Here is a 26,504-nt window from a genome sequence, read left to right on the forward strand (position 1 = left end):
CGTGGGTCGGGGTGACGTTCCGTCAACAGGCGCCTGCGCCCTGCCCGTGCCGGGCGTGTACGCCCTGGCGGACGGCCGGTCGCGCTCGGGCAGCGAGACGCCCCCGTCGCTCCCCGACCCTCCCAGTGCCCACGGGCACCGCACGCGCATCACCTGACCCGCCACTCGAAGGAGTGAACCCCGGAGTCGAGTTGAGGAGCAAGTCACGCGACCTCGCGCAGCAGCCCTCCACGGCAGGTCGGTTGGACGTCTGCGGCGGCCGGTGGCAGGATTCGCCGCCACGCGTCGACGGAGCACTGCAATCCCGCCCAAACGCGGCGCCTGACCTGCACGACCGCCGGTATTCGGGCAACGGTGGCGGTCTCCTGGAACCCTTGTGGAGGCGTCGTGCAGACTGGCCGGATGCGTACGGAACTCGTCTCGGAGCCGGGTGACGCGGACCGCCCCAACGAGGACTTCGCGAGCGTCGGGCTTCCGGCCTCCGGGCAGGGCGGTTCGCTGGTCGTACTGGACGGTGTCACGCCGCCGCGCGACGGCACGGGCTGCCGGCACACGGTCCCCTGGTTCACCGCGCGGCTCGGCGGGGCGCTGGCCGAACTGACCGTTTCCCTCCCGGATGTCCCCCTGGCGGACCTGCTGTCCCGGGCCGTTTCCCGTACCGCCGGGGCGCACGCCGAAACCTGTGACCTTTCTCACCCGCGAACGCCGCAGGCGACGGTGGTGCTGGCGCGCTGGTCACCGGAGTCGGTCGACTACCTGGTCCTCTCGGACTCCGCCCTGCTGGTCGAGTCGCCCGACGGCACGGTCACCGCGCTGCTGGACGACCGGCTGGCCCGGCTGCCCCGCTCGGCGCTGGCCACGGACGCGCTGGTGGACTCCACCGTGCGGAACAGGGAGGGCGGCTTCTTCACCGCGGCGGCCGATCCGTCGGTCGCGGTGCGCGCGGTCACCGGGACGCTGCCGCGCGCCGAGGTGCGCGCCCTGGCCGCGCTGACGGACGGAGCGGCCCGCTGGGTCGAGAAATTCGGCGAGGGCGACTGGTCCGGCTGTCTCGCCCTCGTCCGCAAGGAGGGGGCGCAGGCGCTGGTGGACCGTGTCCGGGCACTGGAGCGGGCGGACACGGAAGGGGTGGCGCTCGGCCGGAGCAAGACGCACGACGACGCGACGGTCGTGTACGTGGAGTTCTGAGCCCCGCGGGTTCCGGGTACCGGCGGGGCCCCGCTACTTCTCCATGCCCCGGTTCAGCTGGTGCAGCAGCCGGGCGAGTTCCGTGACCTCCCCCGGGTCCCAGTCGGCGAGGCCGCGGGCGTAGCGCTCCCGGCGGGCCTCGCGGACCCTGCTCATCCGGCTCCGGCCCTCCGGGGTGAGGGCGACCAGCCAGGCACGGCCGTCGGCGGGGTCCGGTTCGCGGGTGACGAGCCCGAGTTCCTCCAGGGCGTGCAGCTGGCGCGACATGGTCGCCTTGCCGACGCCGATGAAGGCGGCGAGTTCGGTGGCCCGCTGCTTGCCGCACTCGTCCAGACGCACGAGCAGCCCGTACGCGGACGGCTCCAGGTCCGGGTGGACCGCGCGGGACATCTCACCCTGGCTGGCCCTGGCGCGGCGCAGCAGCACGGTCAACTCCCTTTCCAGGGCGAGGTATCCGGGCTGTTTCACACCGCTGTCGGGCGTCTGGGGCGAGGTGTCCCCGCCGTCGCCGTTTCCGCCTTCGTGCACGTCGGTCCCTGCCTCGCTCTTCCCGGTCGTCCGTGTTTCCGCCAGATGGCGACGCCGCTGGGGCTCCGCCAGTATTTCGCAGACGTGGGGCGCGGCAGCACACCGCGACCGGCCCGGCGGCCGGCGGCCACGGCCTCACCGTTCGCGCTGCCGCACTGCGGCGGCCCGGGCCCCTCACGGGATCCGGGCCGCCGCGCCTTCGGTGACGCCGTCACACCGCCACCGGAACCTCCGGTACCGCGCCGTTCGCCGCAGGCGAGAGTGCCAGTTCCAGGACCTGGCGGACGTCGGTCACGGCGTGGACGTCGAGCCCGTCCAGCACCTCGGCGGGGACGTCGTCCAGGTCGGGCTCGTTGCGCTTGGGGATGATCACGGTGGTGACCCCCGCCCGGTGCGCCGCGAGCAGCTTCTGCTTCACCCCGCCGATCGGCAGCACCCGCCCGGTCAGCGAGACCTCTCCGGTCATGGCCACGTCCGTGCGGACCAGGCGCCCGGACAGCAGCGAGGCCAGGGCGGTGGTCATCGTGACGCCGGCGCTGGGGCCGTCCTTGGGCACCGCGCCCGCCGGGAAGTGGATGTGCGCGCCCCGCTCCTTCAGGTCGCCGACCGGAAGCTCCAGTTCGGCGCCGTGGGAGCGCAGGAAGCTCAGCGCGATCTGCGCCGACTCCTTCATCACGTCGCCCAGCTGCCCGGTCAGGGTCAGTCCGGCGGCGCCCGTCTCCGGGTCGGCCAGGGACGCCTCCACGTAGAGGACGTCACCGCCCGCGCCGGTCACCGCGAGCCCGGTGGCGACACCGGGGACGGCGGTGCGGCGCTCGGCCGGGTCCTGGGCGGACTCGGGCACGTGGCGCGGCCGGCCGAGCAGTGCGCGCAGGTCCCCGTCCGCGACGGTGAACGGCAGCTCCCGCTCGCCCAGTTCGTGCTGGGCCGCGACCTTGCGCAGCAGCCGCGCGATGGACCGCTCCAGGGTGCGCACGCCCGCCTCACGCGTGTACTCGCCGGCCAGCCTGCGCAGCGCGCCGTCGTCGAGGGCGACCTCGTCGGTGGCGAGTCCGGCGCGCTCCAGCTGGCGCGGGAGCAGGTGGTCGCGTGCGATGACGACCTTCTCGTCCTCGGTGTAGCCGTCCAGGCGGACGATGTCCATCCGGTCCGCCAGCGCCTCCGGGACGGCCTCCAGGACGTTGGCGGTGGCGAGGAAGACCACGTCCGAGAGGTCCAGCTCGACCTCCAGGTAGTGGTCGCGGAAGGTGTGGTTCTGCGCCGGGTCCAGGACTTCGAGGAGGGCTGCGGCCGGGTCGCCCCGGAAGTCGGAGCCCACCTTGTCGATCTCGTCGAGCAGCACCACCGGGTTCATCGACCCGGCCTCCTTGATCGCCCGTACGATCCGGCCGGGCAGCGCGCCGACGTACGTACGCCGGTGGCCGCGGATCTCGGCCTCGTCGCGGACGCCGCCGAGGGCGACCCGGACGAACCTGCGGCCCATCGCGTGGGCGACGGACTCGCCGAGGCTCGTCTTGCCGACGCCGGGCGGGCCCACGAGGGCGAGCACGGCACCGCCGCGGCGGCCGCCGACGACGCCGAGCCCGCGCTCGGCACGCCGCTTGCGCACCGCCAGGTACTCGGTGATGCGCTCCTTCACGTCCGTCAGGCCGGCGTGCTCGGCGTCGAGCACCGCCCGGGCGCCCTGGATGTCGTACGCGTCCTCGGTACGCTCGCTCCACGGCATCTCCAGGACCGTGTCGAGCCAGGTGCGGATCCACGAGCCCTCGGGCGACTGGTCGGAGGAGCGCTCCAGCTTGTCGACCTCCTTGAGCGCGGCCTCGCGCACCTTCTCCGGCAGGTCGGCGGCCTCGACGCGGCTGCGGTAGTCGTCGGACTCCTCACCCTCCTGATCACCGTTCAGCTCGCGCAGTTCCTTGCGTACGGCTTCCAGCTGGCGGCGCAGCAGGAACTCGCGCTGCTGCTTGTCGACGCCGTCCTGGACGTCCTTGGCGATGGACTCGGCGACGTCCTGCTCGGCGAGGTGGTCGCGCAGCTGCTGGGTGGCCAGCTTCAGCCGGGCCACCGGATCGGTGGCCTCCAGCAGGGCCACCTTCTGCTCGGTGGTCAAGAACGGTGAGTATCCGGAGTTGTCGGCGAGGGTGGAGACGTCGTCGATGGCCTGGACGCGGTCGACGACCTGCCAGGCGCCGCGCTTGCGCAGCCAGGCGGTGGCGAGCGCCTTGTACTCGGTGACCAGTTCGGTCACCTGTCCGGGATAGGGGTCTCCCCCGTTCGAACGAAGCTGAGAACTCGGGGAAGGCTCCGGTACGGTCTCCTCGACCCGGGTGCCCTCCACCCACAGCGCGGCGCCCGGCCCGGTCGTCCCGGCACCGATCCGCACCCGGTCCCGGCCCCGGATCAGGGCGCCCGGGTCGCCGTCGGCCAGCCTGCCGACCTGTTCGACCGTGCCCAGGACGCCGGTGGCGGCGTAGGTCCCGTCGATGCGTGGCACCAGCAGGACCCTGGGCTTCCCGGTCTCCGACGTGGCGGCGGCCTGGGCGGCCTCCACCGCGGCGCGCACCTCGGAATCGCTCAGGTCCAGCGGGACCACCATCCCGGGCAGCACGACCTCGTTGTCGAGCGGCAGCACAGGCAGGGCGAGCGGTGTGGACTCAGCAGCCATGATCTCCCCTTCGGCAGTCAAGTTGAGTTATGCCGACTCAATGCTCCTGAGCCCGTGATTGTTCCCGGACCGCGCCCGTCCGCGTTCGCTCTCAGCGATCACCCGCCGCGCCACCCTGGAAGGACCGGAGCCGCCCGGGACCGCAGAGGTCCGCCCGGGACCGCCGGGACCCGCCGTGGACGACGCGGAACGGCGGAGGTGCTCCGCCGAACGGGGAGTACTGCCAGGATGAACGCATGTCCACCCCCTACGACATTCCCGAAGTCCCCGAAGTCCTGGACCGCCGCGAGGGCCCGTACGGGGAGGTGGTGCTCCGCCGGCACGGGAACCTGCTGCAGATCATCGCGAACGGGTGCTTCCTGATGGACACCTCCGACGGCCGCTCGGAGCGCCGGCTGGTCGACGCCGCCCTGGCCGCGCTCGACGCCGCCGACACCCGCGCGGGGCACGGTCCGCGACGGGACCCGCACGTCCTCATCGGCGGACTCGGCGTCGGCTTCTCACTCGCGCACGCCGCCGCCGCACCCCGCTGGGGCCGCATCACGGTGGTGGAGCGCGAGCCCGCCGTCATCGACTGGCACCGCGCGGGTCCTTTGGCCGGGCTCTCCGCGAGCGCCCTCGCCGACCCGCGCACGGAGATCGTCGAGGCCGACCTGGTGGCGTACGTCCATAAGACGTCCGACACGTTCGACGCGCTGTGCCTCGACATCGACAACGGCCCCGACTGGACCGTCACCGAGGACAACGGGGGACTCTACTCCCCCACCGGACTCATGGACTGCGCAAGGGTGTTGAGGCCGGGCGGAGTGCTCGCGGTGTGGTCCGCGCAGCCGTCGGAGAGTTTCGAAGGAACCTTGCGGAATGCCGGGTTCAGGCAGGTGCGTACCGAAGAGATCACGGTTGCCCGGGGCGTACCGGACGTCGTGCACCTCGGCGTCCGCCCTGGATAGCAAAGCCGCGCCGAGTCCCCGTACGCTGCTGCACTGACGCCGATCATTCAAGCGTCAATCGCAGTCATGCGCAGAGACGGATTCACCCCACGGATTCCGGGAAGCACACTTCAGGGGCGGGCGATGGAGCAGACACACACCTCCCACAACGGCACGGCGGCGACCACTCCGGGGGCGCAGCGCCGGGTCCTGGTGGTCGAGGACGACGCGACGATCGTGGACGCCATCGCGACCCGCCTTCGCGCCGAGGGATTCCTGGTGCAGACGGCGGGTGACGGTCCGTCCGCCGTCGACACGGCGGAGGCCTGGCAGCCCGACCTGCTGATCCTCGACGTCATGCTGCCCGGCTTCGACGGCCTGGAGGTCTGCCGGCGCGTGCAGGCGCGGCGGCCGGTGCCGGTGATGATGCTGACCGCGCGCGACGACGAGACCGACATGCTGGTCGGGCTGGGCGTCGGCGCCGACGACTACATGACCAAGCCGTTCTCCATGCGGGAGCTCGCGGCGCGCGTGCATGTGCTGCTGCGCCGCATGGAGCGGGCGGCCCTGGCGGCCAGCACCCCGCGCAGCGGCATCCTGCGCCTGGGCGAACTGGAGATCGACCACGCGCAGCGCAGGGTCCGGGTGCGCGGCGAGGACGTCCATCTGACGCCCACCGAGTTCGACCTCCTGGTGTGCCTGGCCAACACGCCCCGCGCGGTGCTCTCCCGTGAGCAGCTGCTGGCCGAGGTCTGGGACTGGGCGGACGCCTCCGGCACCCGGACCGTCGACAGCCACATCAAGGCGCTGCGCCGGAAGATCGGCGCCGAGCGCATCCGTACCGTGCACGGCGTGGGCTACGCCCTGGAGACGCCGACGCCATGAGCGACGGGCCGGCCGCACGGAGAGGCCCCGGGGACCCCGGTCCCTGGGGCGGTGTCCGCCCGTTCTCCATCAAGACCAAGCTGGGTGCGCTGGTCGTCATCTCCGTGCTGATCACCACCGGGCTGTCGATGATCGCGGTGCACACCAAGACGGAGCTGCGCTTCATCACGGTCTTCTCGATGATCGCCACCCTGCTCATCACGCAGTTCGTGGCGCACTCCCTGACGGCGCCGCTGGACGACATGAACGCGGTGGCCCGGTCCATCTCGCACGGCGACTACACCCGCCGGGTGCGCGAGAACCGCTGGGACGAGCTGGGCGACCTGGCCCGGACCATCAACGTCATGGCCGACGAGCTGGAGGCCCAGGACCACCAGCGCAAGGAACTGGTGGCCAACGTCTCGCACGAACTGCGCACCCCCATCGCGGGTCTGCGCGCGGTGCTGGAGAACATCGTCGACGGCGTCACCGAGGCCGACCCCGAGACCATGCGCACGGCGTTGAAGCAGACCGAGCGGCTGGGACGCCTCGTGGAGACGCTCCTGGACCTGTCCCGTCTGGACAACGGGGTCGTCCCGCTGCGGCGGCAGCGGTTCGAGGTGTGGCCGTATCTCTCCGGTGTGCTCAAGGAGGCCAACATGGTCGCCTCCGCCCGCGCCGGCATGACCACCGGCTCCGGCGGCCACACGCGCAAGGACGTCCATCTGAGCCTCGACGTCTCGCCCCCGGAGCTCACCGCGCACCTCGATCCGGAGCGCATCCACCAGGTCGTCGCCAACCTGATCGACAACGCGGTCAAGCACAGTCCGCCGCACGGCCGGGTGACGGTCAAGGCCCGGCCCGGACCGCAGCCGGACTCGCTCCAGCTGGAGATCTTGGACGAGGGACCCGGCATTCCGCGGACCGAGTGGCACCGCGTCTTCGAGCGGTTCAACCGCGGCAGCGTCAACCTGCCGCACGGTCCGGGCAGCGACGGGGGCACCGGTCTCGGCCTGGCGATCGCCCGCTGGGCCGTCGATCTGCACGGCGGACGCATCGGAGTGGCCGAATCCGAGCGGGGCTGCCGCATTCTCATCACCCTTCCGGGGGCCTCTCCCTCGTCAGGTTGACGTAGGGTGCCCAGCGGAGCCACAAGATCCACATACGTTCGCGCTGACGGACACGTGTGATCAGGCACAGGCCCGTGCGGCGAGCGCGCCGGGTCGCGGCCGACCCGTACCCGGCGCACCCCGACAGCGCGGAACCACGCTTGTTTCCCGCCATTTCCTGCGCCGAAACACCCTCCGAGATGTGACTTGCACGACGTTGGACGGCCCGGACTGACCTTCTCGGTCGGGGAGGCGTAGCCTTAATTTCCGCTGTCCATCATCTTGTGAAGCGGAAGAGGGCGGTTGACGCCGTGTCGCCACAGTCCCCCAATAACTCGAGCATCTCGACCGACACCGACCAAGCGGGCAAGAACCCCGCCGCGGCCTTCGGTGCCAACGAGTGGCTCGTCGACGAGATCTACCAGCAGTACCTCCAGGACCCGAACTCGGTCGACCGGGCCTGGTGGGACTTCTTCGCCGACTACAAGCCGGGCGCCCCTCAGGGCCCGGCTCCGGTGAACAACGCGGCGTCGGGGACCGCAGGCACGACGACGGCCGCGCCGGCCACTCCGGCCCGGCCCGCCGCCACGCCCGCACCGGCTGCCCCGCAGCCCGCCCCTTCGCCGCCGGCCGCCCAGCCGGCGGCGAAGGCCTCGGCGCCCGCTCCGGCGAAGGCCGCTCCGGCCCCCGCCAAGCCGGCCGCCGCGAAGTCCCAGGCCCCCCAGGCGAAGCCCGCCGACGAGGCCAAGCAGGGCCCCGAGCAGCTGACGCTGCGCGGCCCGTCCGCGGCCGTCGCGAAGAACATGGACGCCTCCCTGGAGGTGCCCACGGCCACGTCCGTGCGCGCACTCCCGGTGAAGCTCCTGTTCGACAACCGCATCGTCATCAACAACCACCTCAAGCGTGCCCGCGGCGGGAAGATCTCCTTCACGCACCTCATCGGCTACGCGATGGTCCAGGCCATCAAGGCGATGCCGTCGATGAACTGGCACTACGCGAAGGTGGACGGCAAGCCCACCCTGGTGAAGCCGGAGCACGTCAAGTTCGGCCTCGCCATCGACCTGGTCAAGCCGAACGGCGACCGCCAGCTGGTCGTCGCGGGCATCAAGAAGGCCGAGACGCTGAACTTCTTCGAGTTCTGGCAGGCCTACGAGGACATCGTCCGTCGCGCCCGCGACAACAAGCTGACGATGGACGACTTCAGCGGAGTCACCGTCTCGCTGACCAACCCCGGCGGCCTCGGCACCGTCCACTCGGTGCCGCGCCTGATGCCGAACCAGTCGGTGATCCTGGGCGTCGGCTCCATGGACTACCCGGCGGAGTTCCAGGGCACCAGTCAGGACACCCTGAACAAGCTCGGCATCTCGAAGGTCATGACGCTCACGTCGACCTACGACCACCGGGTGATCCAGGGCGCCGCCTCCGGCGAGTTCCTGCGCGCCGTGGCGAACCTGCTGCTGGGCGAGAACGGCTTCTACGACGACATCTTCGAGGCGCTGCGCATCCCCTACGAGCCGGTCCGCTGGCTCAAGGACATCGACGCGTCCCACGACGACGACGTCACCAAGGCCGCCCGCGTCTTCGAGCTGATCCACTCCTACCGGGTCCGCGGCCACGTCATGGCCGACACCGACCCGCTGGAGTACCGCCAGCGCAAGCACCCCGACCTGGACATCACCGAGCACGGGCTCACCCTGTGGGACCTGGAGCGCGAGTTCGCGGTCGGCGGTTTCTCGGGCAAGAGCCTGATGAAGCTGCGCGACATCCTCGGCGTGCTCCGCGACTCGTACTGCCGCACCACCGGCATCGAGTTCATGCACATCCAGGATCCGAAGCAGCGCAAGTGGATCCAGGACCGCGTGGAGCGCTCGCACTCCAACCTGGAGCGCGAGGAGCAGCTGCGCATCCTGCGCCGGCTGAACGCGGCGGAGGCCTTCGAGACCTTCCTGCAGACCAAGTACGTCGGCCAGAAGCGCTTCTCCCTGGAGGGCGGCGAGTCCGTCATCCCGCTGCTCGACGCCGTGCTGGACTCGGCCGCCGAGTCCCGTCTCGACGAGGTCGTCGTCGGCATGGCCCACCGCGGCCGGCTGAACGTGCTGGCCAACGTCGTGGGCAAGTCGTACGCACAGATCTTCCGCGAGTTCGAGGGCAACCTCGACCCGAAGTCGATGCACGGCTCCGGCGACGTGAAGTACCACCTGGGCGCCGAGGGCACCTTCACCGGTCTCGACGGCGAGCAGATCAAGGTCTCCCTGGTCGCCAACCCCTCCCACCTGGAGGCGGTGGACCCGGTCCTGGAGGGCGTCGCGCGCGCCAAGCAGGACATCATCAACAAGGGCGGCACGGACTTCACCGTCCTGCCGGTGGCGATCCACGGCGACGCGGCCTTCGCGGGCCAGGGCGTGGTGGCCGAGACCCTGAACATGTCCCAGTTGCGCGGCTACCGCACCGGTGGCACGGTCCACGTCGTCATCAACAACCAGGTCGGCTTCACCGCCGCGCCCGAGTCCTCGCGCTCGTCGATGTACGCGACGGACGTGGCCCGCATGATCGAGGCCCCGATCTTCCACGTGAACGGCGACGACCCGGAGGCGTGCGTCCGCGTGGCGCGGCTGGCCTTCGAGTTCCGCCAGGCCTTCAACAAGGACGTGGTGATCGACCTCATCTGCTACCGCCGCCGCGGTCACAACGAGACCGACAACCCGGCCTTCACCCAGCCTTTGATGTACGACCTGATCGACAAGAAGCGCTCGGTGCGCAAGCTGTACACCGAGTCCCTCATCGGTCGCGGCGACATCACCCTGGAGGAAGCCGAGCAGGCGCTGCAGGACTACCAGGGCCAGCTGGAGAAGGTCTTCACCGAGGTCCGCGAGGCGGCGTCCCAGCCGACGGCCGTCGAGCCCTCGGAGCCGCAGGCCCAGTTCCCGGTGGCCGTGAACACGGCGGTCACCTCCGAGGTCGTCAAGCGGATCGCCGAGTCCCAGGTCAACATCCCCGACCACATCACCGTCCACCCGCGTCTGCTGCCGCAGCTGCAGCGCCGGGCATCGATGGTCGAGGACGGCACCATCGACTGGGGCATGGGCGAGACCCTCGCGGTCGGCTCGCTGCTCCTGGAGGGCGTCCCGGTCCGGCTGTCCGGCCAGGACTCGCAGCGCGGCACCTTCGGCCAGCGGCACGCGGTGATCATCAACCGGGAGACCGGCGAGGAGCACACGCCGCTGCTGTACCTGTCCGAGGACCAGGCCCGGTACAACGTCTACAACTCCCTGCTGTCCGAATACGCGGTGATGGGCTTCGAGTACGGCTACTCGCTGGCCCGCCCCGACGCGCTGGTGATGTGGGAGGCGCAGTTCGGCGACTTCGTCAACGGCGCGCAGACGGTCGTGGACGAGTTCATCTCGTCGGCCGAGCAGAAGTGGAACCAGACCTCCGGTGTGACCCTGCTCCTGCCGCACGGCTACGAGGGCCAGGGCCCGGACCACTCCTCGGCCCGTCCTGAGCGGTTCCTGCAGCTCTGCGCACAGAACAACATGACGGTCGCGATGCCGACCCTCCCGTCGAACTACTTCCACCTCCTGCGGTGGCAGGTGCACAACCCGCACCACAAGCCGCTGGTCGTCTTCACGCCGAAGTCGATGCTGCGCCTGAAGGCCGCGGCCTCGAAGGCGGAGGAGTTCACCACGGGCCAGTTCCGCCCGGTGATCGGCGACGACTCGGTCGACCCGGCCGCGGTCAAGAAGGTCGTCTTCTGCGCCGGCAAGGTCTACTACGACCTCGAGGCCGAGCGGAAGAAGCGCGGCGTGACGGACACGGCGATCCTGCGCATCGAGCGCCTGTACCCGCTGCCGGGTGCCGAGCTCCAGGCGGAGATCAAGAAGTACCCGAACGCCGAGAAGTACCTGTGGACCCAGGAGGAGCCGGCGAACCAGGGGGCCTGGCCGTTCATCGCGCTCAACCTGATCGACCACCTCGACCTGGCGGTCGGCGCCGACGTCCCGCACGGCGAGCGTCTGCGCCGCATCTCGCGCCCGCACGGCTCGTCCCCTGCCGTCGGTTCCGCGAAGCGGCACCAGGCCGAGCAGGAGCAGCTGGTGCGTGAGGTGTTCGACGCCTGACGGACTCCTGAGCGGCCCCGGCATGGGTCGCAGGCCGTACGTGACCGGGCCGCACCCCCACTGTGGGGGTGCGGCCCCGTCCGTGTGGGCGCACATATTCTTGTCCTCATGTACTTCACGGACCGTGGCATCGAGGAACTGGAGAAGCGGCGCGGCGAGGAGGAGGTCACCTTCGAGTGGCTCGCCGAGCAGCTGCGGACGTTCGTCGACCTCAACCCCGACTTCGAGGTGCCGGTGGAACGCCTGGCGACATGGCTGGCCCGGCTGGACGACGACGAGGACGAGGAGTAGGAGGAGGGCCTGGCCCTGGTCGCGCGGGATCAGTCGCGTGGGTTCAGTCGCACGGGTTCAGTCGCGTGGGTTCAGTCGCGTGGATGGGTGAGGGTGTGGTCGGCCAGCGCGACGGCGCCGTGGGCGAACAGGAGCGCCCCCGCCACGATCCAGCCGCCGCTGCGGTGGCGTAGGCCCCAGACGGCCAGCGGCAGGCCCGCGGCCATCTGGACGAGGGCCGGGACGCACACGACGGCGGGCACGGACGGCGGGCCGCCCGCGCGGGAGGGCCGGAGTAGGGGGCGCCGGGGTGCGGGGCGCCGGGCGTCGGTGATGCCGTCCGGCCGGTCCGTAGCGCTCCTACCGCTCCCGTCCTCCTCAACGCTCCCGTCCTCCTCGATCCGACGGGTGTCCGGCTGGAGCCGGGCCGCTTCGAGCAGTCCGTCGGCGTTCTCGCCGGGGACGAGTCCCGGGGGCAGGAATACGCCCGCACGGGTGAGGACGGCGAGGACGCCGCTCAGCCGCGCGGAGGCGTCGGCGGCGGAATCGGGTCGGGTCAGCTCGTCCAGGGCCCGCATGTCCAGGACCGGGTCGAGGCCGAGCCGGCCCGCGAAGGTGCGCATGGCCTCCTCCATGCCGGCCGGCGTGCCGTCGGCCAGCCACACGTAGCCGACCGGACTGCGGAAGCCGGCGGCAAGGGTGATCCCGGCCCGCTCTCCGTCCCACCACAGGGCCAGCACCGGCCAGGAGACACCGACGGTGAGCGCGATGGCCCAGCCGTGGACCACCCGGTCCACCGGGTCCGTGCCGGACCGCCAGGGCCCGCCCTCGGGGACGAGCACGCTCCATTCGTCACCGGCTCGGGCGAGCAGCATGCGTTCGTGCAGCAGCCGGGCGGCGGAGGCGACGGATCCGGCCTCCGCACGGCACAGGAGCAGGGCTCCCGGTACGGGACGGGCCCGGCCCGCGACCTGGGACTGTTCCGTCGACATGGTCATACCGTAGGACAATTCCTCCTTTTCGCATGGCCGCCACTCGCCGGAACGAGTGTCTTGACTTTCCCCGTCCGCGATATATCGTGAATTACGTGAGACGCGATATGGCGCGTCGTGGTGCGCGTGCGACCATGCACCGCACCTCCCGTTGCACCGTTTCGCCCTCCGTCGCTCTCCGCCGCTCTCCGTCGTCCAGACAGTCCGGCAACCCGCCCCAGGAGGTTCCACCATGTCCGAAAGGTCCGTCTCGGGGCCCGAGAAGATCACTTTCGACGATCCGGTGACCGAGCTCAACGTCCGTCTCGTCAACGGGACGGTGAACGTGGTGGGCACGGACGAGGGATCCGCCCGGCTGGAGGTCTCCGAGATCGAGGGACCGCCTCTGGTGGTGACCCAGCGGGACGGCGTCCTGACGGTGGCCTACGAGGACCTGCCCTGGAAGGGCTTCCTCAAGTGGCTGGACAGCAAGGGCTGGCGCCGCAGCGCGGTGGTCTCCCTGGCCGTTCCGGCACACACGCGGGTCGAGGTGGGAGTGGTCGGCGCCGCCGCCGTCGTCTCCGGGGTCAAGGGGCCGTCCGTGCTGCAGGGCGTCACGGGCGACGCGACCCTGGTCGCCCTCGCCGGCCCGGTCCGCGCGGACACCGTGTCCGGGAACGTCGAAGCCCAGTCCGTCACCGGCGACATCCGCTTCCACTCCGTCTCCGGCGACCTCACCGTGGTCGACGGCTCCGGCTCCACCGTGCGGGCGGACTCGGTCAGCGGCTCCATGATCGTGGACCTCGCCGCCGACGGTCCCACCGACATCCGGCTGACCAGCGTCTCCGGCGAGATCGCGATCCGGCTGCCCGATCCGGCGGATGCCGAGGTCGAGGCCAACACGGCGAGCGGCGCCGTCTCCAACGCTTTCGACGGCCTCCGGGTGCACGGCCAGTGGGGCGCCCACAAGATAACCGGCCGGCTGGGCGCGGGCACCGGCAAGCTGCGGGCCACCACCGTCTCCGGCTCCATTGCCCTGCTGCGCCGCCCGCCCCACGCGGAGGAGAGCGGGCCGTGGGAGGGCTCGGGGGACCCTTCCGTCCCTGCTCCGGGCCCCGGCCCCACCGGCGCCGCACCCGACGGCCCCGCCGAGGGCCCGACCGACAAGAAGGTGCTCTGACATGGCCCCCGTCTTCGCCCACGGCCGTCTCCGCCTCTACCTGCTGAAGCTGCTGGACGAGGCCCCGCGCCACGGCTACGAGGTGATCCGTCTGCTCGAGGAGCGTTTCCAGGGGCTCTACGCGCCGTCGGCGGGCACGGTCTACCCGCGCCTGGCCAAACTGGAGGCCGAGGGCCTGGTCACCCACACCACCGAGGGCGGCCGCAAGGTGTACTCGATCACGGACGCCGGCCGTGCCGAACTGACCGACCGCAGCGGCGAGCTGATCGACCTGGAGCTGGAGATCCGGGAGTCGGTCGCCGAGCTGGCCGCCGAGATCCGCGCCGACGTCCGCGGTGCGGCGGGCGACCTGCGCCGCGAGATGCGTGCCGCCGCCGGCCAGGCCCGCGAGGGCGGCCGTGACGCGGAGGCACCGGGCGGGGCCGGCACCGGCTCTGCCTCCGGCGGTGACTTCACGGGCCTCGGCGACAACGAGGCCTGGCGCGCCGCGAAGGAGGAGATGCGCCGCGCCAAGCAGGAGTGGAAGGAACAGGCCCGGCGCGCGAAGGACGAGAGCCGCCGCGCCCGCGACGAGGCGCAGCGTGCCCGCCGTCAGGCCAAGGAGGCCCAGGACCGGGCCGCCGCCCAGGCCCAGGAGGAGGTGCAGCGCATCGCCCGGCGGGTCCAGGAGCAGGTGCAGGACCACTTCTCACGGGGCGACTGGCCGACGGGCCTGCGCGAGGGCCTGGGTGAGCTGGTCAAGGAGGTGGGCGAGTTCGGCAAGGACTTCGGCTTCGGCCGTACCGGCACGCAGAGCGGCGCCCCGGCGCCCGGACCGTCGTACTCCCGGACACCGGAGGACTTCCCCGCCGACTACACCCCGGCATGGGCGCACGAGGGCGCCACGGACTCCGCCGGTGACCCCGCGCGCGACCTGGACCGCCTGCTGGACCGCTTCCGGGACGACATCCGCGACGCGACCCGCGACCACGGTGTCACCCCGGACCAGCTCCGCGAAGCCCGCCACCACCTGTCCACGGCCGCAGCCCGGATCGGAGCCCTCCTGCACGCCCCGAAGCCCTGAGCCCCCGGCAGGCCCGGTCCCCCTCGGCCCGCGACCGCACGCGGCCCGCATCATGCGGTCCCCGGCCCCGGCGTCCCCCGACCGGCTTTGCGCCGCCCGCCACCCGCCCTCGGCAGAGCCCGTGCAGGCACCCCGGCGGACGGCCGGGGCCCGACCGGGCGTCCGGCTCCCACGGTCGCTCAGCCCGCCCTGGCCTCCCCGTCGCCGTACAGGACCCTCACCAGGGACTGGTACGTGACGCCGTGATCCGCGAGGACTTCTGCCGGGACGCCGGGGCGGACGGTCAGGGCCAGCAGGAGGTGTTCGTCGCCGATGTGGCGGTGGCGGCGGTCGGTGGCGACACGCAGGGCGCCCACCAGGGTGTCCTTGGCCTCCCGGGTGAAGGGCCGGTGCCCCGAGCGCCACCGGCCGGTACTCCTCCCGTCACGGGACATGGCTCCGGGGCCGTGCACGTTCTCCACCCTGGTGACGATCTCCGTGACGTCGATGCCCAGCCCGGCCAGCGCGTCGGTCTCGGCCTGGGTCAGCCCGGCCCTCCGGCGCGCCTCCCCCACCGCGGCCCGCACCGAGTCCCGTCGCCCGGCGAGTCCGAGAGCGGCCAGCGCGAACGAACCCCGGCCGCCCTCCCGGTCGATCAGGGCCAGCAGCAGGTGGTCGGCGCCGACATACCGTGCCCCCGCCCTCTCGGCCTGCTCGCCCGCCCCCTTCACCACGGCTCGGGCATCCTTCGTGAACCGCTCGAACATCAATGCCTCCCGTACTTCTTGTGCACGGCCTGCCTGCTCACTCCGAGCTCGTTGGCGATCTCCTGCCACGACCAGCCGCGATCGCGCGCGTTGCGCACCTGCACGGCCTCCAACTGCTCCAGCAGCCTGCGCAGCGCGGCGACGGCCCGCAGGCCGACCCGTGGATCACCGTCACCCGCCCGCTCGGCAAGATCGGTTGCCTCGGTCATGGCGTCAACATACGTTGACAAGCTCGCGCACGTCAACCCCAGTTGACATGCCGGCGGCCGGCCCGGAAACCGGACCGGCCGTGAGCACCCACCGCGAGAGGCGGCAGGCCCGGGCGGCGTACCGCCGCGCGACTACGGGGCGGTGAGCACGATCTTTCCGAACTGCCCGCCCGTCTCCATGCGCTCGAACCCCTCCCGGGCCCGGTCCATGGGCAGCACCTCGTCGATGACGGGACGCACGCCGGCGGCGGCGCAGAAGGCGAGCAGGTCCTCCAGCTCGTCCTTGCCGCCCATCGTCGACCCGACGACCCTGAGCTCCAGGAAGAAGATCCGGGTCAGCTCGGCGTGCGAGGGCCGGTCTCCGCTGGTGGCGCCGGAGATCACCAGCGTGCCGCCGGGCCGCAGGGACTTCACCGAGTGGGACCAGGTGGCGGCCCCCACCGTCTCGACGACCGCGTCGACCCGCTGCGGCAGCCGCGCCCCGGGTTCCAGCGCCTCCACGGCGCCCAGCTCCAGGGCCCGCTTCCGCTTCGCCTCGTCGCGGCTGGTGGCGAACACCCGCAGTCCCGCGGCCCTGCCGAGCACGATCGCGGCGGTGGCGACGCCTCCGCCGGCGCCCTGCACCAGTACGGAGTCGCCGGGCCGCACTCCGGCGTTGGTGAACAGCATCCGGTACGCGGTCAGCCAGGCCGTGGGCAGGCAGGCCGCCTCCTCGAAGGACAGTTCCTTCGGCTTGGGCAGGACGTTCCAGGTGGGCACGGCGACCTGCTCGGCGAACGTGCCGGGGTAGCGCTCCGTCAGGATCGACCGGGGTTCTCCGGGGCCCACCCCGTGGCCGGTCTGTCCGATCACGGAGTGCAGGACGACCTCGTTGCCGTCCTCGTCGATCCCGGCGGCGTCGCAGCCGAGGATCATCGGCAGTCGGTCCTCCGGAAGGCCGACGCCCCGCAGGGACCACAGGTCATGGTGATTGAGGGAGGCGGCCTTCACGGTCACGGTGCTCCAGCCGGGGCGGACCTCGGGAGCCGGGCGCTCCCCCAGCTCCAGACCGGAAAGCGGCTGGTCACGGTCGATTCGGGCGGCGTAGACAGCGAACATGACCTTGACGATAGGTCGCCCGTCCCCCTGACGGAACAAGGCGTCGCTGTGAGACACGCCTTCTTGCCACCGCGCTTCGGACCGCACAGGCGAGTCGGCCCCGCCCACCTGTGAGCGGGGCCGGCACACCTTCGCACGCCTCAGCGGCGGGCGACGCCCTCCGCGCGGGCCGCCGCGGCGACCGCCGCGGTCACCGCCGGCGCGACCCGCTCGTCGAACGGGGACGGGATGACGTAGTCGGGGGCGAGATCGTCCCCGACCACGGCCGCCAGCGCCTCGGCCGCCGCCAGCTTCATCCCCTCGGTGATCCGCGAGGCCCGCACCTGCAGCGCCCCGGCGAAGATCCCCGGGAACGCCAGCACGTTGTTGATCTGGTTCGGGAAGTCCGACCGCCCGGTGGCCACGACAGCCGCGTACTTGTGGGCGATCTCCGGGCGCACCTCGGGTTCGGGGTTGGCCATGGCGAAGACGAAGGCTCCCTCGGCCATCGACGCCACCGCCGGCTCCGCGACCGTGCCGCCGGAGACGCCGATGAAGACGTCGGCCCCGGCGAGCGCGTCCTCCAGCGATCCGGCGAGGCCGGCCTTGTTGGTGAACTGCGCCACCTCCCGCTTGATCGGCGTGAGGTCCTCGCGGTCCCGCGAGACGACGCCCTTGCGGTCGGCCACCGCGACATCGCCGATACCGGCCTCGACGAGCATCTTCGCGATGGCCACACCGGCCGCGCCCGCGCCCGAGATCACGACCCGCAGCTCGCCCAGGGACCGCCCGCTCAGCCGCGCCGCGTTGCGCAGCGCCGCCAGCGACACGACCGCGGTGCCGTGCTGGTCGTCGTGGAAGACCGGGATGTCCAGCAGTTCCTGGAGCCGCTGCTCGATCTCGAAGCACCGGGGCGCCGAGATGTCCTCCAGGTTCACGCCGCCGAAGGACGGGGCGAGCCGGACCACGGTCTCGACGATCTCGTCCACGTCGGTGCAGTCCAGGGCGAGCGGAACCGCGTCCACGCCGCCGAACTGCTTGAAGAGGATCGCCTTGCCCTCCATCACGGGGAGGGAGGCCCCGGGGCCGATGTCACCGAGCCCCAGCACGGCCGTGCCGTCCGTGACGACGGCGACGACCGAGGACTTCCAGGTGTAGTCGTGGACGAGGTCCGGCTGCTCGGCGATCGCGCTGCACACCTTCGCGACGCCGGGTGTGTACGCCAGGGACAGGTCGTCCTTGTCCCGGAGCGGCACGGTGGCCTGCACAGCCATCTTGCCGCCGCGGTGCAGCGCGAATGCCGGGTCGAAGGACTCGAGGGGCTCCGCCCTCCCGTCCTGCTCCTCATGACCGGTCCGGCTTTCGCTGTCGCTGCGAGGATTGACAATCTCCGCTGCCACTTGGTTTTACCCCTTAATCGTTCATGGTTTGAGGGTTTCCGCTCCGGGTGAGGAGCGGGCGGGACCGTGCCGGGCCCGGGGGGTTGATGCGTCGGGCTCAGACACGACGGGCGCGCCGCACACGCGCCCTGATCCCCGGATGAGGGGTGTAAAGCACCTTCTTACCGGACCGACGCCTTCGGCGACGAGTCCATAACGCAAAGGTCACATGCGGGCGCCGGGACCCATCGACCCATTTCAGGACAAGGCCCGGACGAAGACTCGGCAAGCGCTCGAGCCGTAACAAATCCGACGGCCGAACGCCCTTTACCTCATCGAAGACCGGAGATCTTCCGGCCACGATGGCGTAAACCAGCAGGCTGTCCGGCCGTGGTGGAGCGGAGCAGTGCGGTTCGAGCGTCACCTGTTATCCGATTTTGACATGGCGAGCCCACTGAACGGCGCAGTCCGAATGGCAAGATGCGGTCATCACACAGAGTCGCGACACTCGAAGACGTGTGCTTCCGTCGACTCGCGGCACCGCCGATTCCCATCGGCCGTGGCCGACCCCATCGGCACCCCACCCTTCCGCCGGAGGAACACCATGACCGCACGCATCACCCGTCGTACCCCCGCCGCCAAGTCCCGACTGGCAGCGGTTGGCGCGATCGCGGTCGCAGGCGCCCTGCTCGTCACCGGCTGCGGTGACCAGACCAAGGACAACGGCAACGGATCGGACAGCGGCGACACCGCGGCCGGCAGCGCCGCCCCGCTGGCCGACGAGCTGCCGCAGGCGATCCGCGACAAGGGCGTCATCAAGGTCGGCTCGGACATCGCGTACGCCCCGGTCGAGTTCAAGGACGACTCCGGCGAGACGGTCGGCATCGACCCCGACCTCGCCGACGCCATGGGCAAGCAGCTCGGCGTGACGTTCGAGTTCGAGAACGGCACCTTCGACACCCTGATCACAGGCCTGCGCTCCAAGCGGTACGACATCGCGATGTCCGCGATGACCGACACCAAGGACCGCCAGGAAGGCATCGACTCCGAGACCGGCAAGAAGGTCGGCGAGGGCGTCGACTTCGTCGACTACTTCACGGCCGGTGTGTCGATCTACACCAAGAAGGGTGACGACCAGGGCATCAAGACATGGTCCGACCTGTGCGGCAAGAAGATCGTGCTGCAGCGCGGCACCGTCTCCGAGGACCTCGCCAAGGCCGAGGCCGAGAAGTGCCCGGCGGACCAGAAGCTCAGCATCGAGTCCTTCGACAACGACCAGCAGGCCCAGACCCGCCTGCGGGCCGGCGGCGCCGACGCCGGCTCGTCCGACTTCCCGGTCGCCGCGTACGCCGTGAAGACCTCCGGCGGCGGCAAGGACTTCGAGCTGGTCGGCGAGCAGGTCGAGGCCGCCCCGTACGGCATCGCGGTCGCCAAGAACAACACCGAGCTGCGGGACGCCCTCCAGGCGGCGCTGGAGGCCTTGATCGAGAACGGCGAGTACCAGAAGATCATGGACAAGTGGGGCGTCGCGGAAGGCGCCGTCGACGAGGCCACCGTCAACGGCGGCAAGTGACCGCGGGCCTCGCGGCACTGAAAGGCAACACCCGTGACTGTTGACATCGACAAGACGACGGGGCCGGCCGACACCCCCCCGGCCGGCCCGGAGGCCATCAAGGCCATCCCGGTCCGTCACTACGGCCGGTACGTCACAGCCGTGATCGCTCTCGCCCTGTTCGGCACGGTCGTCTACGCCTTCTCCCAGGGCAGGATCAACTGGAACGCGATCCCGGACTACTTCTTCGACGACCGCGTCCTCAGCGGTGTGGGCAAGACGCTCCTGATGACCGTCCTGGCCATGACCATGGGCATCGTCGGCGGCATCGTGCTGGCCGTCATGCGGCTGTCGAAGAACCCGGTGACCTCGGCGATCGCGTGGTTCTACATCTGGTTCTTCCGCGGCACCCCGGTCCTGGTGCAGCTGGTGGTCTGGTTCAACCTGGGGCTGGTCTTCGAGTACATCAACCTCGGGCCGTTCTACCGGGACGAGTGGTCCGACTTCATGACCCCGTTCCTGACCGCGCTGCTCGGCCTCGGCCTCAACGAGGCCGCGTACATGGCGGAGATCTGCCGGGCAGGTCTGCTCTCGGTCGACGAGGGCCAGACGGAGGCGTCGCACGCGCTGGGCATGAGCCACCCCAAGACGCTGCGCCGCATCGTCATCCCGCAGGCGATGCGCGTCATCGTGCCGCCCACGGGCAACGAGGTCATCAACATGCTGAAGACGACCTCGCTGGTGTCCGTCGTCCAGTACTCCGAGTTGTTCAGGGTGGCCCAGGACATCGGGCAGACCTCCGGTGCCCCCGCGGAGATGCTGTTCCTGGCGGCGGCCTGGTACCTGCTGCTGACCTCGGTCTTCAGCGTCGGCCAGTACTACCTGGAGCGTTACTACGCCCGCGGCTCCACCCGGCAGCTGCCGGCGACGCCGTGGCAGAAGGTGAGGGCGAACATGCTGTCCCTCGGCCGCCCGAAGGGAGGCGCGGCATGACCGACCAGGTGAAGGCGAGCGCGACGGACACACCGGTGAAGAGCCCCTCCGTTCCCATGGTCAAGGCGGAGGGCGTTCACAAGTCCTTCGGTCTCGTGGAGGTCCTCAAGGGCATCGACCTCGAGGTCAGGACGGGTGAGGTGTTCTGCCTCATCGGCCCTTCCGGCTCCGGCAAGTCCACCTTCCTGAGGTGTATCAACCACCTCGAGAAGATCAACGCCGGGCGACTGTACGTCGACGGCGAGCTGGTCGGCTACCGCCAGAAGGGCGACAAGCTGTACGAGCTCAAGGACAGCGAGGTCGCGCTGAAGCGCCGGGACATCGGCATGGTCTTCCAGCGCTTCAACCTGTTCCCGCACATGACGGCGCTGGAGAACGTCATGGAGGCGCCGGTGCAGGTCAAGGGAGTGAGCAGGGCGCAGGCCAGGGAGCGCGCGGGGCAGCTGCTGGAGCGCGTGGGCCTGGCCGACAAGGCCGACGGCTACCCCTCGCAGCTCTCCGGCGGCCAGCAGCAGCGGGTGGCGATCGCGCGAGCGCTCGCCATGGACCCGAAGCTGATGCTGTTCGACGAGCCGACCTCGGCCCTCGACCCGGAGCTGGTCGGTGACGTCCTCGACGTCATGCGTGACCTGGCCGAGTCGGGCATGACGATGGTCGTCGTCACCCACGAGATGGGCTTCGCCCGCGAGGTGGGTGACAGCCTGGTCTTCATGGACGGCGGTGTGGTGGTCGAGTCCGGCCGCCCGCGGGACGTGCTGACCGACCCGCAGCACGAGCGGACGAAGTCGTTCCTGTCCAAGGTGCTCTGACGGCCCACGGGGACACGCAAGGACGGAGGGGCGGTACGGATGGTCTCCGTACCGCCCCTCCGCCGTGCGCCTCGTGCGCCTCGTGCGCCTCGTGCGCCTCGTGCGCCTCGTGCGGCGAGCCCTACTTCACCGCGAGCAGCAGGGTGTCCGAGGGCGAGCACCACACCGGGCGGGCCTCGGCGAAACCCTTCTCGCGCAGCACGCGCGCGTGCCACGCGGCGGACGGCGTGTCGCCGTCGGCGTGCTCGCCGTAGATCTCGAAGCGGCGGGCGGTGGGCTCGGCCAGGGCGGGGTCCTCGGCCGCGGCCTTCCACCATGCGGCCCAGTCGAGGGCGCCGCTGCGCCTGGCCCGATCCATGCGCGCGTGGCGCTGGGCGCGCTCGGCCGCGTTGATCCGGGGGGTCGTCTCGTCGATCATGTGGTCCGCGTTCATGAAGACACCGCCGTCGCGGACCAGCTCCGCGACCTGTCCGTAGAGGTCCGCGAGGGGTTCGCCGTGCAGCCAGTGGAGGGCGGTCGCGGTCAGTACGGCGTCGTAGGAGTCGTGGGGAAGCCGGGCGGGCCAGTCGGGGTCCTTGAGGTCGGCCGTGACGAAGGTGACCCGCTCGTCGTCCGCGAAGGTGCCCCCGGCGATGGTGAGCAGCGCCGGGTCCAGGTCGACGCCGGTGCTGGTGGCCTCCGGGAACCGGGCGAACAGCCGGGCGGTGATGGTCCCCGTGCCGCAGGCGAGGTCCAGGACGCGCGGGGAGGTGCCGGCGAGGGCCTCCACCATGTCGAGCATGATCCGGAACCGCTCCTCGCGGTCGGGCATGTACCACTCCTGCTGGCGGTCCCAGCTCTCCTGCCAGGCCTGCCAGTCGGCTGTCGCCACGGCCCCGGCGGTCGTCGCACTGGTGTTCACGTCCGTCATGCAGCCCTCCCTCATCCGTGAAACGTAATACCCTTTAAGCGCAATCACCTGTTACTTGACCGCAGGCACGACCATAGACCTCCCGCGTAAGGACTACAAGTGGAACTGGCCTATTACTCGGACTACGCCCTGCGTCTCGTCAACACCGAGGAGCCTGCCCGCGGCACGGACACCCTGACCTCGGTGGACGCCGTCCGTGATTTGTTCGGTGCCAACCAGTCCGCGGCGCGGCGCGCGACCGAGGCGGACGTGACCCGGTTCCGTTCCGTCCGGGCCAGGCTGCGCGCGGTCTTCGAGGCGGCGGACGCGGGCGACGAGACCCTCGGCGTCGACCTGCTGAACTCGCTGCTGCTGGAGTTCCCGGTGAGCCCGCAGATCTCCGGGCACGACCACCGTGACGACGACGGCCGCCCGCTGTGGCACATGCACCTGGCGGACCACCCGTCCAACCCGACCGCCGGCTACGCCGCCATCGCCGCGATGGGTCTGGCCTTCCACCTCACCGAGTACGGCGTGGACCGCCTCGGCCTGTGCGAGGCGCCGCCCTGCCGCAACGCCTATCTCGACACCTCGACCAACCGCTCCCGGCGCTACTGCTCGGACCGCTGCGCCACCCGCGCCAACGTGGCCGCCTACCGCGCCCGCAAGCGCCTGGAGGCCGAGCGGACGGAGAACACCGGCCGGGCCGCCGACAGCGCCCAGCCCAGCACGGCCAGCGGCGAGCGCTGAGCCGGCCTGCGCGGCCGGTAGCGCAGGCGGACCCGGCCGAGCACCAGTTCGTCGGGCACCACCCCGTAGTCGGTGCTGTCACCGCCGGCGTACCGGTTGTCCCCCAGGACCCACCAGCCGCCCTCGCGCCGCTCGGCGGCCCGCTTGACCACGAGCAGATCCTGCTGGAACGGGTGCCGCAGCACGACTACGCACCCCGGCCTGACCGGGGCTCCGTAGTGCACCAGGAGCCGGTCCCCGTGGTGCAGCGTGGGCACCATGGACGGCCCCGTCACCTCGGCCACCCCGAAGGGCAGCGGCGCTCCCGCCCGCCCGGCGTCCTGCGACAGCTCCGGCATCACCCGGCACCTCCCCGGTTCTTCCTCCACCAGTCCCAGTCTGAACCCGGACTTTTGTCCTAAGCCCCCGGGGGCACCCGAGAAAACCACTCCTCCACGGAGTAATGTCCCCTGTGAGAAGACGATCACGAGGAAGGATTGCTCCATGCTTTCCCGCCTGTTTGCCCCCAAGGTCAAGGTCAGCGCCCACTGCGACCTGCCCTGCGGCGTGTACGACCCGGCCCAGGCCCGCATCGAGGCGGAGTCGGTGAAGGCCGTCCAGGAGAAGATGGCCGGCAACGACGACGCCCACTTCCAGGCCCGCGCCACGGTCATCAAGGAGCAGCGCGCCGAACTGGCGAAGCACCACGTCTCCGTCCTGTGGAGCGACTACTTCAAGCCCCCGCACTTCGAGAAGTACCCGGAGCTGCACCAGCTGGTCAACGACACCCTCAAGGCCCTGTCGGCCGCCAAGGGTTCGACCGACCCGGCCACCGGCCAGAAGGCGCTGGACCACATCGCCCAGATCGACAAGATCTTCTGGGAGACCAAGAAGGCCTGATCCTCGATCACGCCGTTCGACCTGCGATTTCCCTGGTCGCCCGGTATCCCTGTCCGCACCCGGCCCGCAGGCCGCCACCCGGCGCCCCGACGGCCGGGTGCGGGCGCCTTCGGAGGCGGCGGGCAGGGGCGGGAGCCGCCCGCACGGCCGCCCGCCCGCCGGCAGTCCGCGCCGCCGTGACACGCGTACGGATCCTGCCGGTGTGCCTGGTGCCCGGCGGACCGGTCGTGGCGACTTCGCTCCCTCTCGGGGAAAGCCCCGCACCGGCCCGGCGCCGGTTCAGCGCTCCCTGCTGTACGTGCGCACCAGCACCCCGTTCCCGAACGTGCGCACCGACTCGAGGGCGAACTCCGCCACCGAGAAGCCCGCGCCGAACATCGGCATGCCGGCGCCCTGCACGATCGGGTACGTCTTGATGACCAGCTCGTCGATCTCACCGAGCAGTTCACCGGCGAGCGCGGAGCCCCCGCACAGGTAGATGCCGAGCTCGCCGTCCTCGGCCTTCAGCTCCCGGACCCGGCCCACCAGGTCGTCGCCGATGATCTCGACGTTCGGGTCGGGTGATTCCTTCAGCGTGCGCGAGGCGACGTACTCGCGCAGGTGGGCGTACGGGCTGGTGACGCCCTCCTTCAGGGCGATGTCATAGCTTGCGCGGCCCTGGACGACCGTGTCGAACCGCCGGTTCGGCAGGTCGTCGATGCCGAGCGGGCGGCGGCCGTGGGTGGGGAGGGTCTCCGGGTACTCCGCCTTGATGAAGGCGAAGAGCTCCTCGTCGACGAGGCGCATCATCGCCGACGCGTCGCCCTCCGGATCCCCGATGAAGCCGTCGATGGAGCAGGCGATGAAGTAGGTGAGCTTTCGCAACGCGGTCTCTTTCCGTAGGCTGCCTCGTCCATGAACCACTCCATTTGTAGTACTTCACTTGTAGTGGTTGCAAGGGCTCCACGGACGCGGACCGGAGATCGAGACACGTGGGAAAGGGGATTCCGCATGGCCGCCAACCCTGAACGCCGCACGGCCCTGGTCGACGCCGGGGTCGAGGTGCTCGCCCGCGAAGGGGCCCGGGGGCTGACGTTCCGCGCGGTGGACGCGCAGGCCGGGGTGCCGGTGGGCACCGCCTCCAACTACTTCGGCGGCCGGGACGACCTGCTGCGCCAGATCGACTCCCGGCTGCACATACGGCTCGCACCCGACCCGGCGGTCGTCGCCGAACTGCTGACCCGGCCGCGGGACCGCTCGCTCGTCGCCGCGTTCATGCACGACCTGATGGCGCGCGCGACCGGTGACCGCACGGGCTGGCTGGCCCTGCTGGAGATGCGGCTGGAGGCCACCCGGCGCCCCGGACTGCTCGCCTCCTACACCGCCTCGGTCCGTGGCGACCTCGTGGAGGGCATGGAGTTCCAGCGGGCCGCCGGGCTTCCGGGCGGCGACGAGACCGTGGCGGTCCTGTACCTGGCCATGCTCGGACTGATCCTGGAGCACCTGACGCTGCCGGGCGTCCTGGACGGCGTAGTGCCCGGGGTGAACGTGCCGGACGGGCTCGTGGAGCGGATCGTGGCGACGATCGTGCCGGAGGAGGCGGAGGAACGGGCTCAGGAGTAGCGGGCGGCGGGCGTCGTCATCGTCGGGTCCCGTCCCGGAGCGCGGGCTCCCCGGCGAGCGGCCAGGAGGGCACGGCGGGCGGGGCCGCTCCGGTCCTGCGTTCGGCGCCCGCGGGCCACACGATCTCCACGGGGACGCCCCGGGCGCGGGCGTACGCCACCAAGTGGGCGGTGGCGTCCCTGCCGTTGGACGGTGTCCCGTCCCAGACCGCCAGGAGCAGGCCGCTGGTGGCGATCATCCGCTCGTCCGCGCCGACACAGGAGTCCCGGTGATTCGGGTCGTACGGCAGGAGCCGCGCCTGCTCGGCGAGGTTCAGCAGTTCACCGGCGGCCACCCGGTCGTGCCGGGGCGGCGGGGCGGGGACACCGTTGCGCGTGGGGACGGCCACAACCAGGCGGCGGCCCGACGCTCGCGCCGCCCGGCCGAACGCCAGCGGCGCTCCCGCCCCGCAGCGCACCATGACCGGCCGCCCCCGCTCGACGAACCCCTCCAGCCGGCCCGGTTGCCCCAGCCGCTCCCGGAACGCGGCCTCCACCAGCGCGAGCGTGTCCGCGGTCAGATCGGCATGCCCGACCGCCGCGATCTCCCTGCCCCCCGCCTCGCCGTCCGCTCCCGGGCCACCTGCCGACCTGTGGTCACGCGCCGCTGTGCTCATGCCGCCCCTGACAGTCCTCACCGACCGGCCCTTGCGAGGCCAGTGAAGCGGGGACGCGGGCCGGCAGCCAGGGCCGAAC

General features: G+C 71.2%; 25 protein-coding genes. 14 read left to right on the forward strand and 11 right to left on the reverse strand.

What is annotated here, in order from left to right:
• Window positions 1-402: 402 nt before the first annotated feature.
• Window positions 403-1,188: a protein phosphatase 2C domain-containing protein gene (locus tag ORI94_RS12035; protein WP_266074515.1), complete on the forward strand. Its 786-nt coding sequence runs from the start codon at window positions 403-405 to the stop codon at window positions 1,186-1,188.
• A 33-nt stretch (window positions 1,189-1,221) separates the two neighbouring features.
• On the opposite strand, the gene ORI94_RS12040 is transcribed toward ORI94_RS12035, so the two are convergent.
• Window positions 1,222-1,716 carry a MarR family winged helix-turn-helix transcriptional regulator gene (locus tag ORI94_RS12040; RefSeq protein WP_416237807.1) on the reverse strand — a complete coding sequence of 165 codons (495 nt, stop codon included), beginning with the start codon at window positions 1,714-1,716 and terminating at the stop codon, window positions 1,222-1,224.
• A 211-nt stretch (window positions 1,717-1,927) separates the two neighbouring features.
• Window positions 1,928-4,381, reverse strand: coding sequence for an endopeptidase La (gene lon / locus ORI94_RS12045; protein WP_266074517.1), 2,454 nt, complete (start codon window positions 4,379-4,381; stop codon window positions 1,928-1,930).
• Window positions 4,382-4,617: 236 nt separating this feature from the next.
• On the opposite strand from lon, the gene ORI94_RS12050 reads away from it, so the two are divergent.
• From ORI94_RS12050 to ORI94_RS12070, 5 genes are all read left to right on the forward strand, one after another.
• On the forward strand, window positions 4,618-5,331 hold the full coding sequence (locus ORI94_RS12050) for a spermidine synthase (RefSeq protein WP_266074518.1): 714 nt from the start codon (window positions 4,618-4,620) through the stop codon (window positions 5,329-5,331).
• A 123-nt stretch (window positions 5,332-5,454) separates the two neighbouring features.
• Complete coding sequence (locus ORI94_RS12055) at window positions 5,455-6,195, forward strand: response regulator transcription factor (protein ID WP_266074519.1); 741 nt, start codon at window positions 5,455-5,457, stop codon at window positions 6,193-6,195.
• Window positions 6,192-7,304: a HAMP domain-containing sensor histidine kinase gene (locus ORI94_RS12060; protein ID WP_266074520.1), complete on the forward strand. Its 1,113-nt coding sequence runs from the start codon at window positions 6,192-6,194 to the stop codon at window positions 7,302-7,304. Before ORI94_RS12055 ends, ORI94_RS12060 begins: the two co-directional genes overlap by 4 nt.
• Window positions 7,305-7,594: 290 nt before the next feature.
• The gene (locus tag ORI94_RS12065) at window positions 7,595-11,401 is read left to right on the forward strand and encodes a multifunctional oxoglutarate decarboxylase/oxoglutarate dehydrogenase thiamine pyrophosphate-binding subunit/dihydrolipoyllysine-residue succinyltransferase subunit (RefSeq protein ID WP_266074521.1); all 3,807 of its coding nucleotides are present in this window, start codon (window positions 7,595-7,597) and stop codon (window positions 11,399-11,401) included.
• A gap of 108 nt (window positions 11,402-11,509) precedes the next feature.
• Window positions 11,510-11,692 carry a DUF6104 family protein gene (locus ORI94_RS12070; RefSeq protein ID WP_018571400.1) on the forward strand — a complete coding sequence of 61 codons (183 nt, stop codon included), beginning with the start codon at window positions 11,510-11,512 and terminating at the stop codon, window positions 11,690-11,692.
• Between the two features lie 71 nt (window positions 11,693-11,763).
• Here the strand turns inward: ORI94_RS12070 and ORI94_RS12075 are convergent, their stop codons facing one another.
• On the reverse strand, window positions 11,764-12,663 hold the full coding sequence (locus tag ORI94_RS12075; protein ID WP_266074523.1) for a hypothetical protein: 900 nt from the start codon (window positions 12,661-12,663) through the stop codon (window positions 11,764-11,766).
• A 232-nt stretch (window positions 12,664-12,895) separates the two neighbouring features.
• Between ORI94_RS12075 and ORI94_RS12080 the strand changes: the two genes are divergently transcribed.
• Window positions 12,896-13,822, forward strand: coding sequence for a DUF4097 family beta strand repeat-containing protein (locus tag ORI94_RS12080; RefSeq protein ID WP_266074524.1), 927 nt, complete (start codon window positions 12,896-12,898; stop codon window positions 13,820-13,822).
• A 1-nt stretch (window position 13,823) separates the two neighbouring features.
• A complete protein-coding gene (locus ORI94_RS12085) occupies window positions 13,824-14,885 on the forward strand; it encodes a PadR family transcriptional regulator (protein ID WP_266074526.1) in 1,062 nt (353 codons plus the stop codon).
• 179 nt (window positions 14,886-15,064) lie between these two features.
• On the opposite strand, the gene ORI94_RS12090 is transcribed toward ORI94_RS12085, so the two are convergent.
• From ORI94_RS12090 to ORI94_RS12105, 4 genes are all read right to left on the reverse strand, one after another.
• Window positions 15,065-15,631, reverse strand: a complete 567-nt coding sequence (locus ORI94_RS12090) for a Clp protease N-terminal domain-containing protein (RefSeq protein ID WP_266074528.1) — start codon at window positions 15,629-15,631, stop codon at window positions 15,065-15,067.
• Window positions 15,631-15,840 carry an HTH domain-containing protein gene (locus ORI94_RS12095; RefSeq protein WP_266074530.1) on the reverse strand — a complete coding sequence of 70 codons (210 nt, stop codon included), beginning with the start codon at window positions 15,838-15,840 and terminating at the stop codon, window positions 15,631-15,633. The genes ORI94_RS12090 and ORI94_RS12095 overlap by 1 nt, the downstream gene beginning before the upstream one ends.
• Before the next feature lie 132 nt (window positions 15,841-15,972).
• On the reverse strand, window positions 15,973-16,938 hold the full coding sequence (locus ORI94_RS12100) for a zinc-binding dehydrogenase (RefSeq protein WP_266074531.1): 966 nt from the start codon (window positions 16,936-16,938) through the stop codon (window positions 15,973-15,975).
• 140 nt (window positions 16,939-17,078) lie between these two features.
• The gene (locus tag ORI94_RS12105; RefSeq protein ID WP_266074532.1) at window positions 17,079-18,317 is read right to left on the reverse strand and encodes an NAD(P)-dependent malic enzyme; all 1,239 of its coding nucleotides are present in this window, start codon (window positions 18,315-18,317) and stop codon (window positions 17,079-17,081) included.
• 583 nt (window positions 18,318-18,900) lie between these two features.
• Here ORI94_RS12105 and ORI94_RS12110 point away from each other — a divergent pair.
• From ORI94_RS12110 to ORI94_RS12120, 3 genes are read left to right on the forward strand one after another with little or no spacing between them, the layout of a single operon-like run.
• On the forward strand, window positions 18,901-19,869 hold the full coding sequence (locus ORI94_RS12110) for an ABC transporter substrate-binding protein (RefSeq protein WP_266074533.1): 969 nt from the start codon (window positions 18,901-18,903) through the stop codon (window positions 19,867-19,869).
• Between the two features lie 33 nt (window positions 19,870-19,902).
• Window positions 19,903-20,841, forward strand: a complete 939-nt coding sequence (locus ORI94_RS12115) for an amino acid ABC transporter permease (protein WP_266074534.1) — start codon at window positions 19,903-19,905, stop codon at window positions 20,839-20,841.
• A gap of 56 nt (window positions 20,842-20,897) precedes the next feature.
• Window positions 20,898-21,650, forward strand: a complete 753-nt coding sequence (locus ORI94_RS12120) for an amino acid ABC transporter ATP-binding protein (protein WP_266074654.1) — start codon at window positions 20,898-20,900, stop codon at window positions 21,648-21,650.
• Window positions 21,651-21,771: 121 nt separating this feature from the next.
• On the opposite strand, the gene ORI94_RS12125 is transcribed toward ORI94_RS12120, so the two are convergent.
• A complete protein-coding gene (locus ORI94_RS12125; protein WP_266074535.1) occupies window positions 21,772-22,560 on the reverse strand; it encodes a class I SAM-dependent methyltransferase in 789 nt (262 codons plus the stop codon).
• A gap of 99 nt (window positions 22,561-22,659) precedes the next feature.
• Here ORI94_RS12125 and ORI94_RS12130 point away from each other — a divergent pair, with 99 nt between their 5' ends.
• Window positions 22,660-23,289: a CGNR zinc finger domain-containing protein gene (locus tag ORI94_RS12130; RefSeq protein WP_042167347.1), complete on the forward strand. Its 630-nt coding sequence runs from the start codon at window positions 22,660-22,662 to the stop codon at window positions 23,287-23,289.
• Here ORI94_RS12130 and sodX read toward each other — a convergent pair.
• The gene (sodX, locus tag ORI94_RS12135; protein ID WP_266074536.1) at window positions 23,193-23,627 is read right to left on the reverse strand and encodes a nickel-type superoxide dismutase maturation protease; all 435 of its coding nucleotides are present in this window, start codon (window positions 23,625-23,627) and stop codon (window positions 23,193-23,195) included. The genes ORI94_RS12130 and sodX overlap by 97 nt on opposite strands.
• A 145-nt stretch (window positions 23,628-23,772) precedes the next feature.
• Here sodX and sodN point away from each other — a divergent pair, with 145 nt between their 5' ends.
• Window positions 23,773-24,168, forward strand: a complete 396-nt coding sequence (gene sodN, locus ORI94_RS12140) for a superoxide dismutase, Ni (protein ID WP_257847708.1) — start codon at window positions 23,773-23,775, stop codon at window positions 24,166-24,168.
• 279 nt (window positions 24,169-24,447) lie between these two features.
• Here the strand turns inward: sodN and ORI94_RS12145 are convergent, their stop codons facing one another.
• Complete coding sequence (locus ORI94_RS12145; RefSeq protein ID WP_266074537.1) at window positions 24,448-25,032, reverse strand: dihydrofolate reductase family protein; 585 nt, start codon at window positions 25,030-25,032, stop codon at window positions 24,448-24,450.
• A 126-nt stretch (window positions 25,033-25,158) separates the two neighbouring features.
• Here ORI94_RS12145 and ORI94_RS12150 point away from each other — a divergent pair, with 126 nt between their 5' ends.
• A complete protein-coding gene (locus tag ORI94_RS12150) occupies window positions 25,159-25,770 on the forward strand; it encodes a TetR/AcrR family transcriptional regulator (protein WP_266074538.1) in 612 nt (203 codons plus the stop codon).
• Between the two features lie 16 nt (window positions 25,771-25,786).
• On the opposite strand, the gene ORI94_RS12155 is transcribed toward ORI94_RS12150, so the two are convergent.
• Window positions 25,787-26,425, reverse strand: a complete 639-nt coding sequence (locus tag ORI94_RS12155; protein WP_266074539.1) for a hypothetical protein — start codon at window positions 26,423-26,425, stop codon at window positions 25,787-25,789.
• Between the last annotated feature and the right edge of the window lie 79 nt (window positions 26,426-26,504).

It is taken from the genome of Streptomyces sp. NEAU-W12 (assembly GCF_026242095.1).
Classification (GTDB): Bacteria; Actinomycetota; Actinomycetes; order Streptomycetales; family Streptomycetaceae; genus Streptomyces.

Excerpts from the sequence above, each read along its gene's own strand:
- ORI94_RS12035 (WP_266074515.1), top strand. The coding sequence starts at position 403 with ATGCGTACGGAACTCGTCTCGGAGCCGGGTGACGCGGACCGCCCCAAC.
- lon (WP_266074517.1), bottom strand. The coding sequence starts at position 4,381 with ATGGCTGCTGAGTCCACACCGCTCGCCCTGCCTGTGCTGCCGCTCGAC.
- ORI94_RS12050 (WP_266074518.1), top strand. The coding sequence starts at position 4,618 with ATGTCCACCCCCTACGACATTCCCGAAGTCCCCGAAGTCCTGGACCGC.
- ORI94_RS12055 (WP_266074519.1), top strand. The coding sequence starts at position 5,455 with ATGGAGCAGACACACACCTCCCACAACGGCACGGCGGCGACCACTCCG.
- ORI94_RS12060 (WP_266074520.1), top strand. The coding sequence starts at position 6,192 with ATGAGCGACGGGCCGGCCGCACGGAGAGGCCCCGGGGACCCCGGTCCC.
- ORI94_RS12070 (WP_018571400.1), top strand. The coding sequence starts at position 11,510 with ATGTACTTCACGGACCGTGGCATCGAGGAACTGGAGAAGCGGCGCGGC.
- ORI94_RS12075 (WP_266074523.1), bottom strand. The coding sequence starts at position 12,663 with ATGTCGACGGAACAGTCCCAGGTCGCGGGCCGGGCCCGTCCCGTACCG.
- ORI94_RS12080 (WP_266074524.1), top strand. The coding sequence starts at position 12,896 with ATGTCCGAAAGGTCCGTCTCGGGGCCCGAGAAGATCACTTTCGACGAT.
- ORI94_RS12085 (WP_266074526.1), top strand. The coding sequence starts at position 13,824 with ATGGCCCCCGTCTTCGCCCACGGCCGTCTCCGCCTCTACCTGCTGAAG.
- ORI94_RS12090 (WP_266074528.1), bottom strand. The coding sequence starts at position 15,631 with ATGTTCGAGCGGTTCACGAAGGATGCCCGAGCCGTGGTGAAGGGGGCG.
- ORI94_RS12095 (WP_266074530.1), bottom strand. The coding sequence starts at position 15,840 with ATGACCGAGGCAACCGATCTTGCCGAGCGGGCGGGTGACGGTGATCCA.
- ORI94_RS12100 (WP_266074531.1), bottom strand. The coding sequence starts at position 16,938 with ATGTTCGCTGTCTACGCCGCCCGAATCGACCGTGACCAGCCGCTTTCC.
- ORI94_RS12110 (WP_266074533.1), top strand. The coding sequence starts at position 18,901 with ATGACCGCACGCATCACCCGTCGTACCCCCGCCGCCAAGTCCCGACTG.
- ORI94_RS12120 (WP_266074654.1), top strand. The coding sequence starts at position 20,898 with ATGGTCAAGGCGGAGGGCGTTCACAAGTCCTTCGGTCTCGTGGAGGTC.
- ORI94_RS12125 (WP_266074535.1), bottom strand. The coding sequence starts at position 22,560 with ATGACGGACGTGAACACCAGTGCGACGACCGCCGGGGCCGTGGCGACA.
- sodX (WP_266074536.1), bottom strand. The coding sequence starts at position 23,627 with ATGCCGGAGCTGTCGCAGGACGCCGGGCGGGCGGGAGCGCCGCTGCCC.
- sodN (WP_257847708.1), top strand. The coding sequence starts at position 23,773 with ATGCTTTCCCGCCTGTTTGCCCCCAAGGTCAAGGTCAGCGCCCACTGC.
- ORI94_RS12150 (WP_266074538.1), top strand. The coding sequence starts at position 25,159 with ATGGCCGCCAACCCTGAACGCCGCACGGCCCTGGTCGACGCCGGGGTC.
- ORI94_RS12155 (WP_266074539.1), bottom strand. The coding sequence starts at position 26,425 with ATGAGCACAGCGGCGCGTGACCACAGGTCGGCAGGTGGCCCGGGAGCG.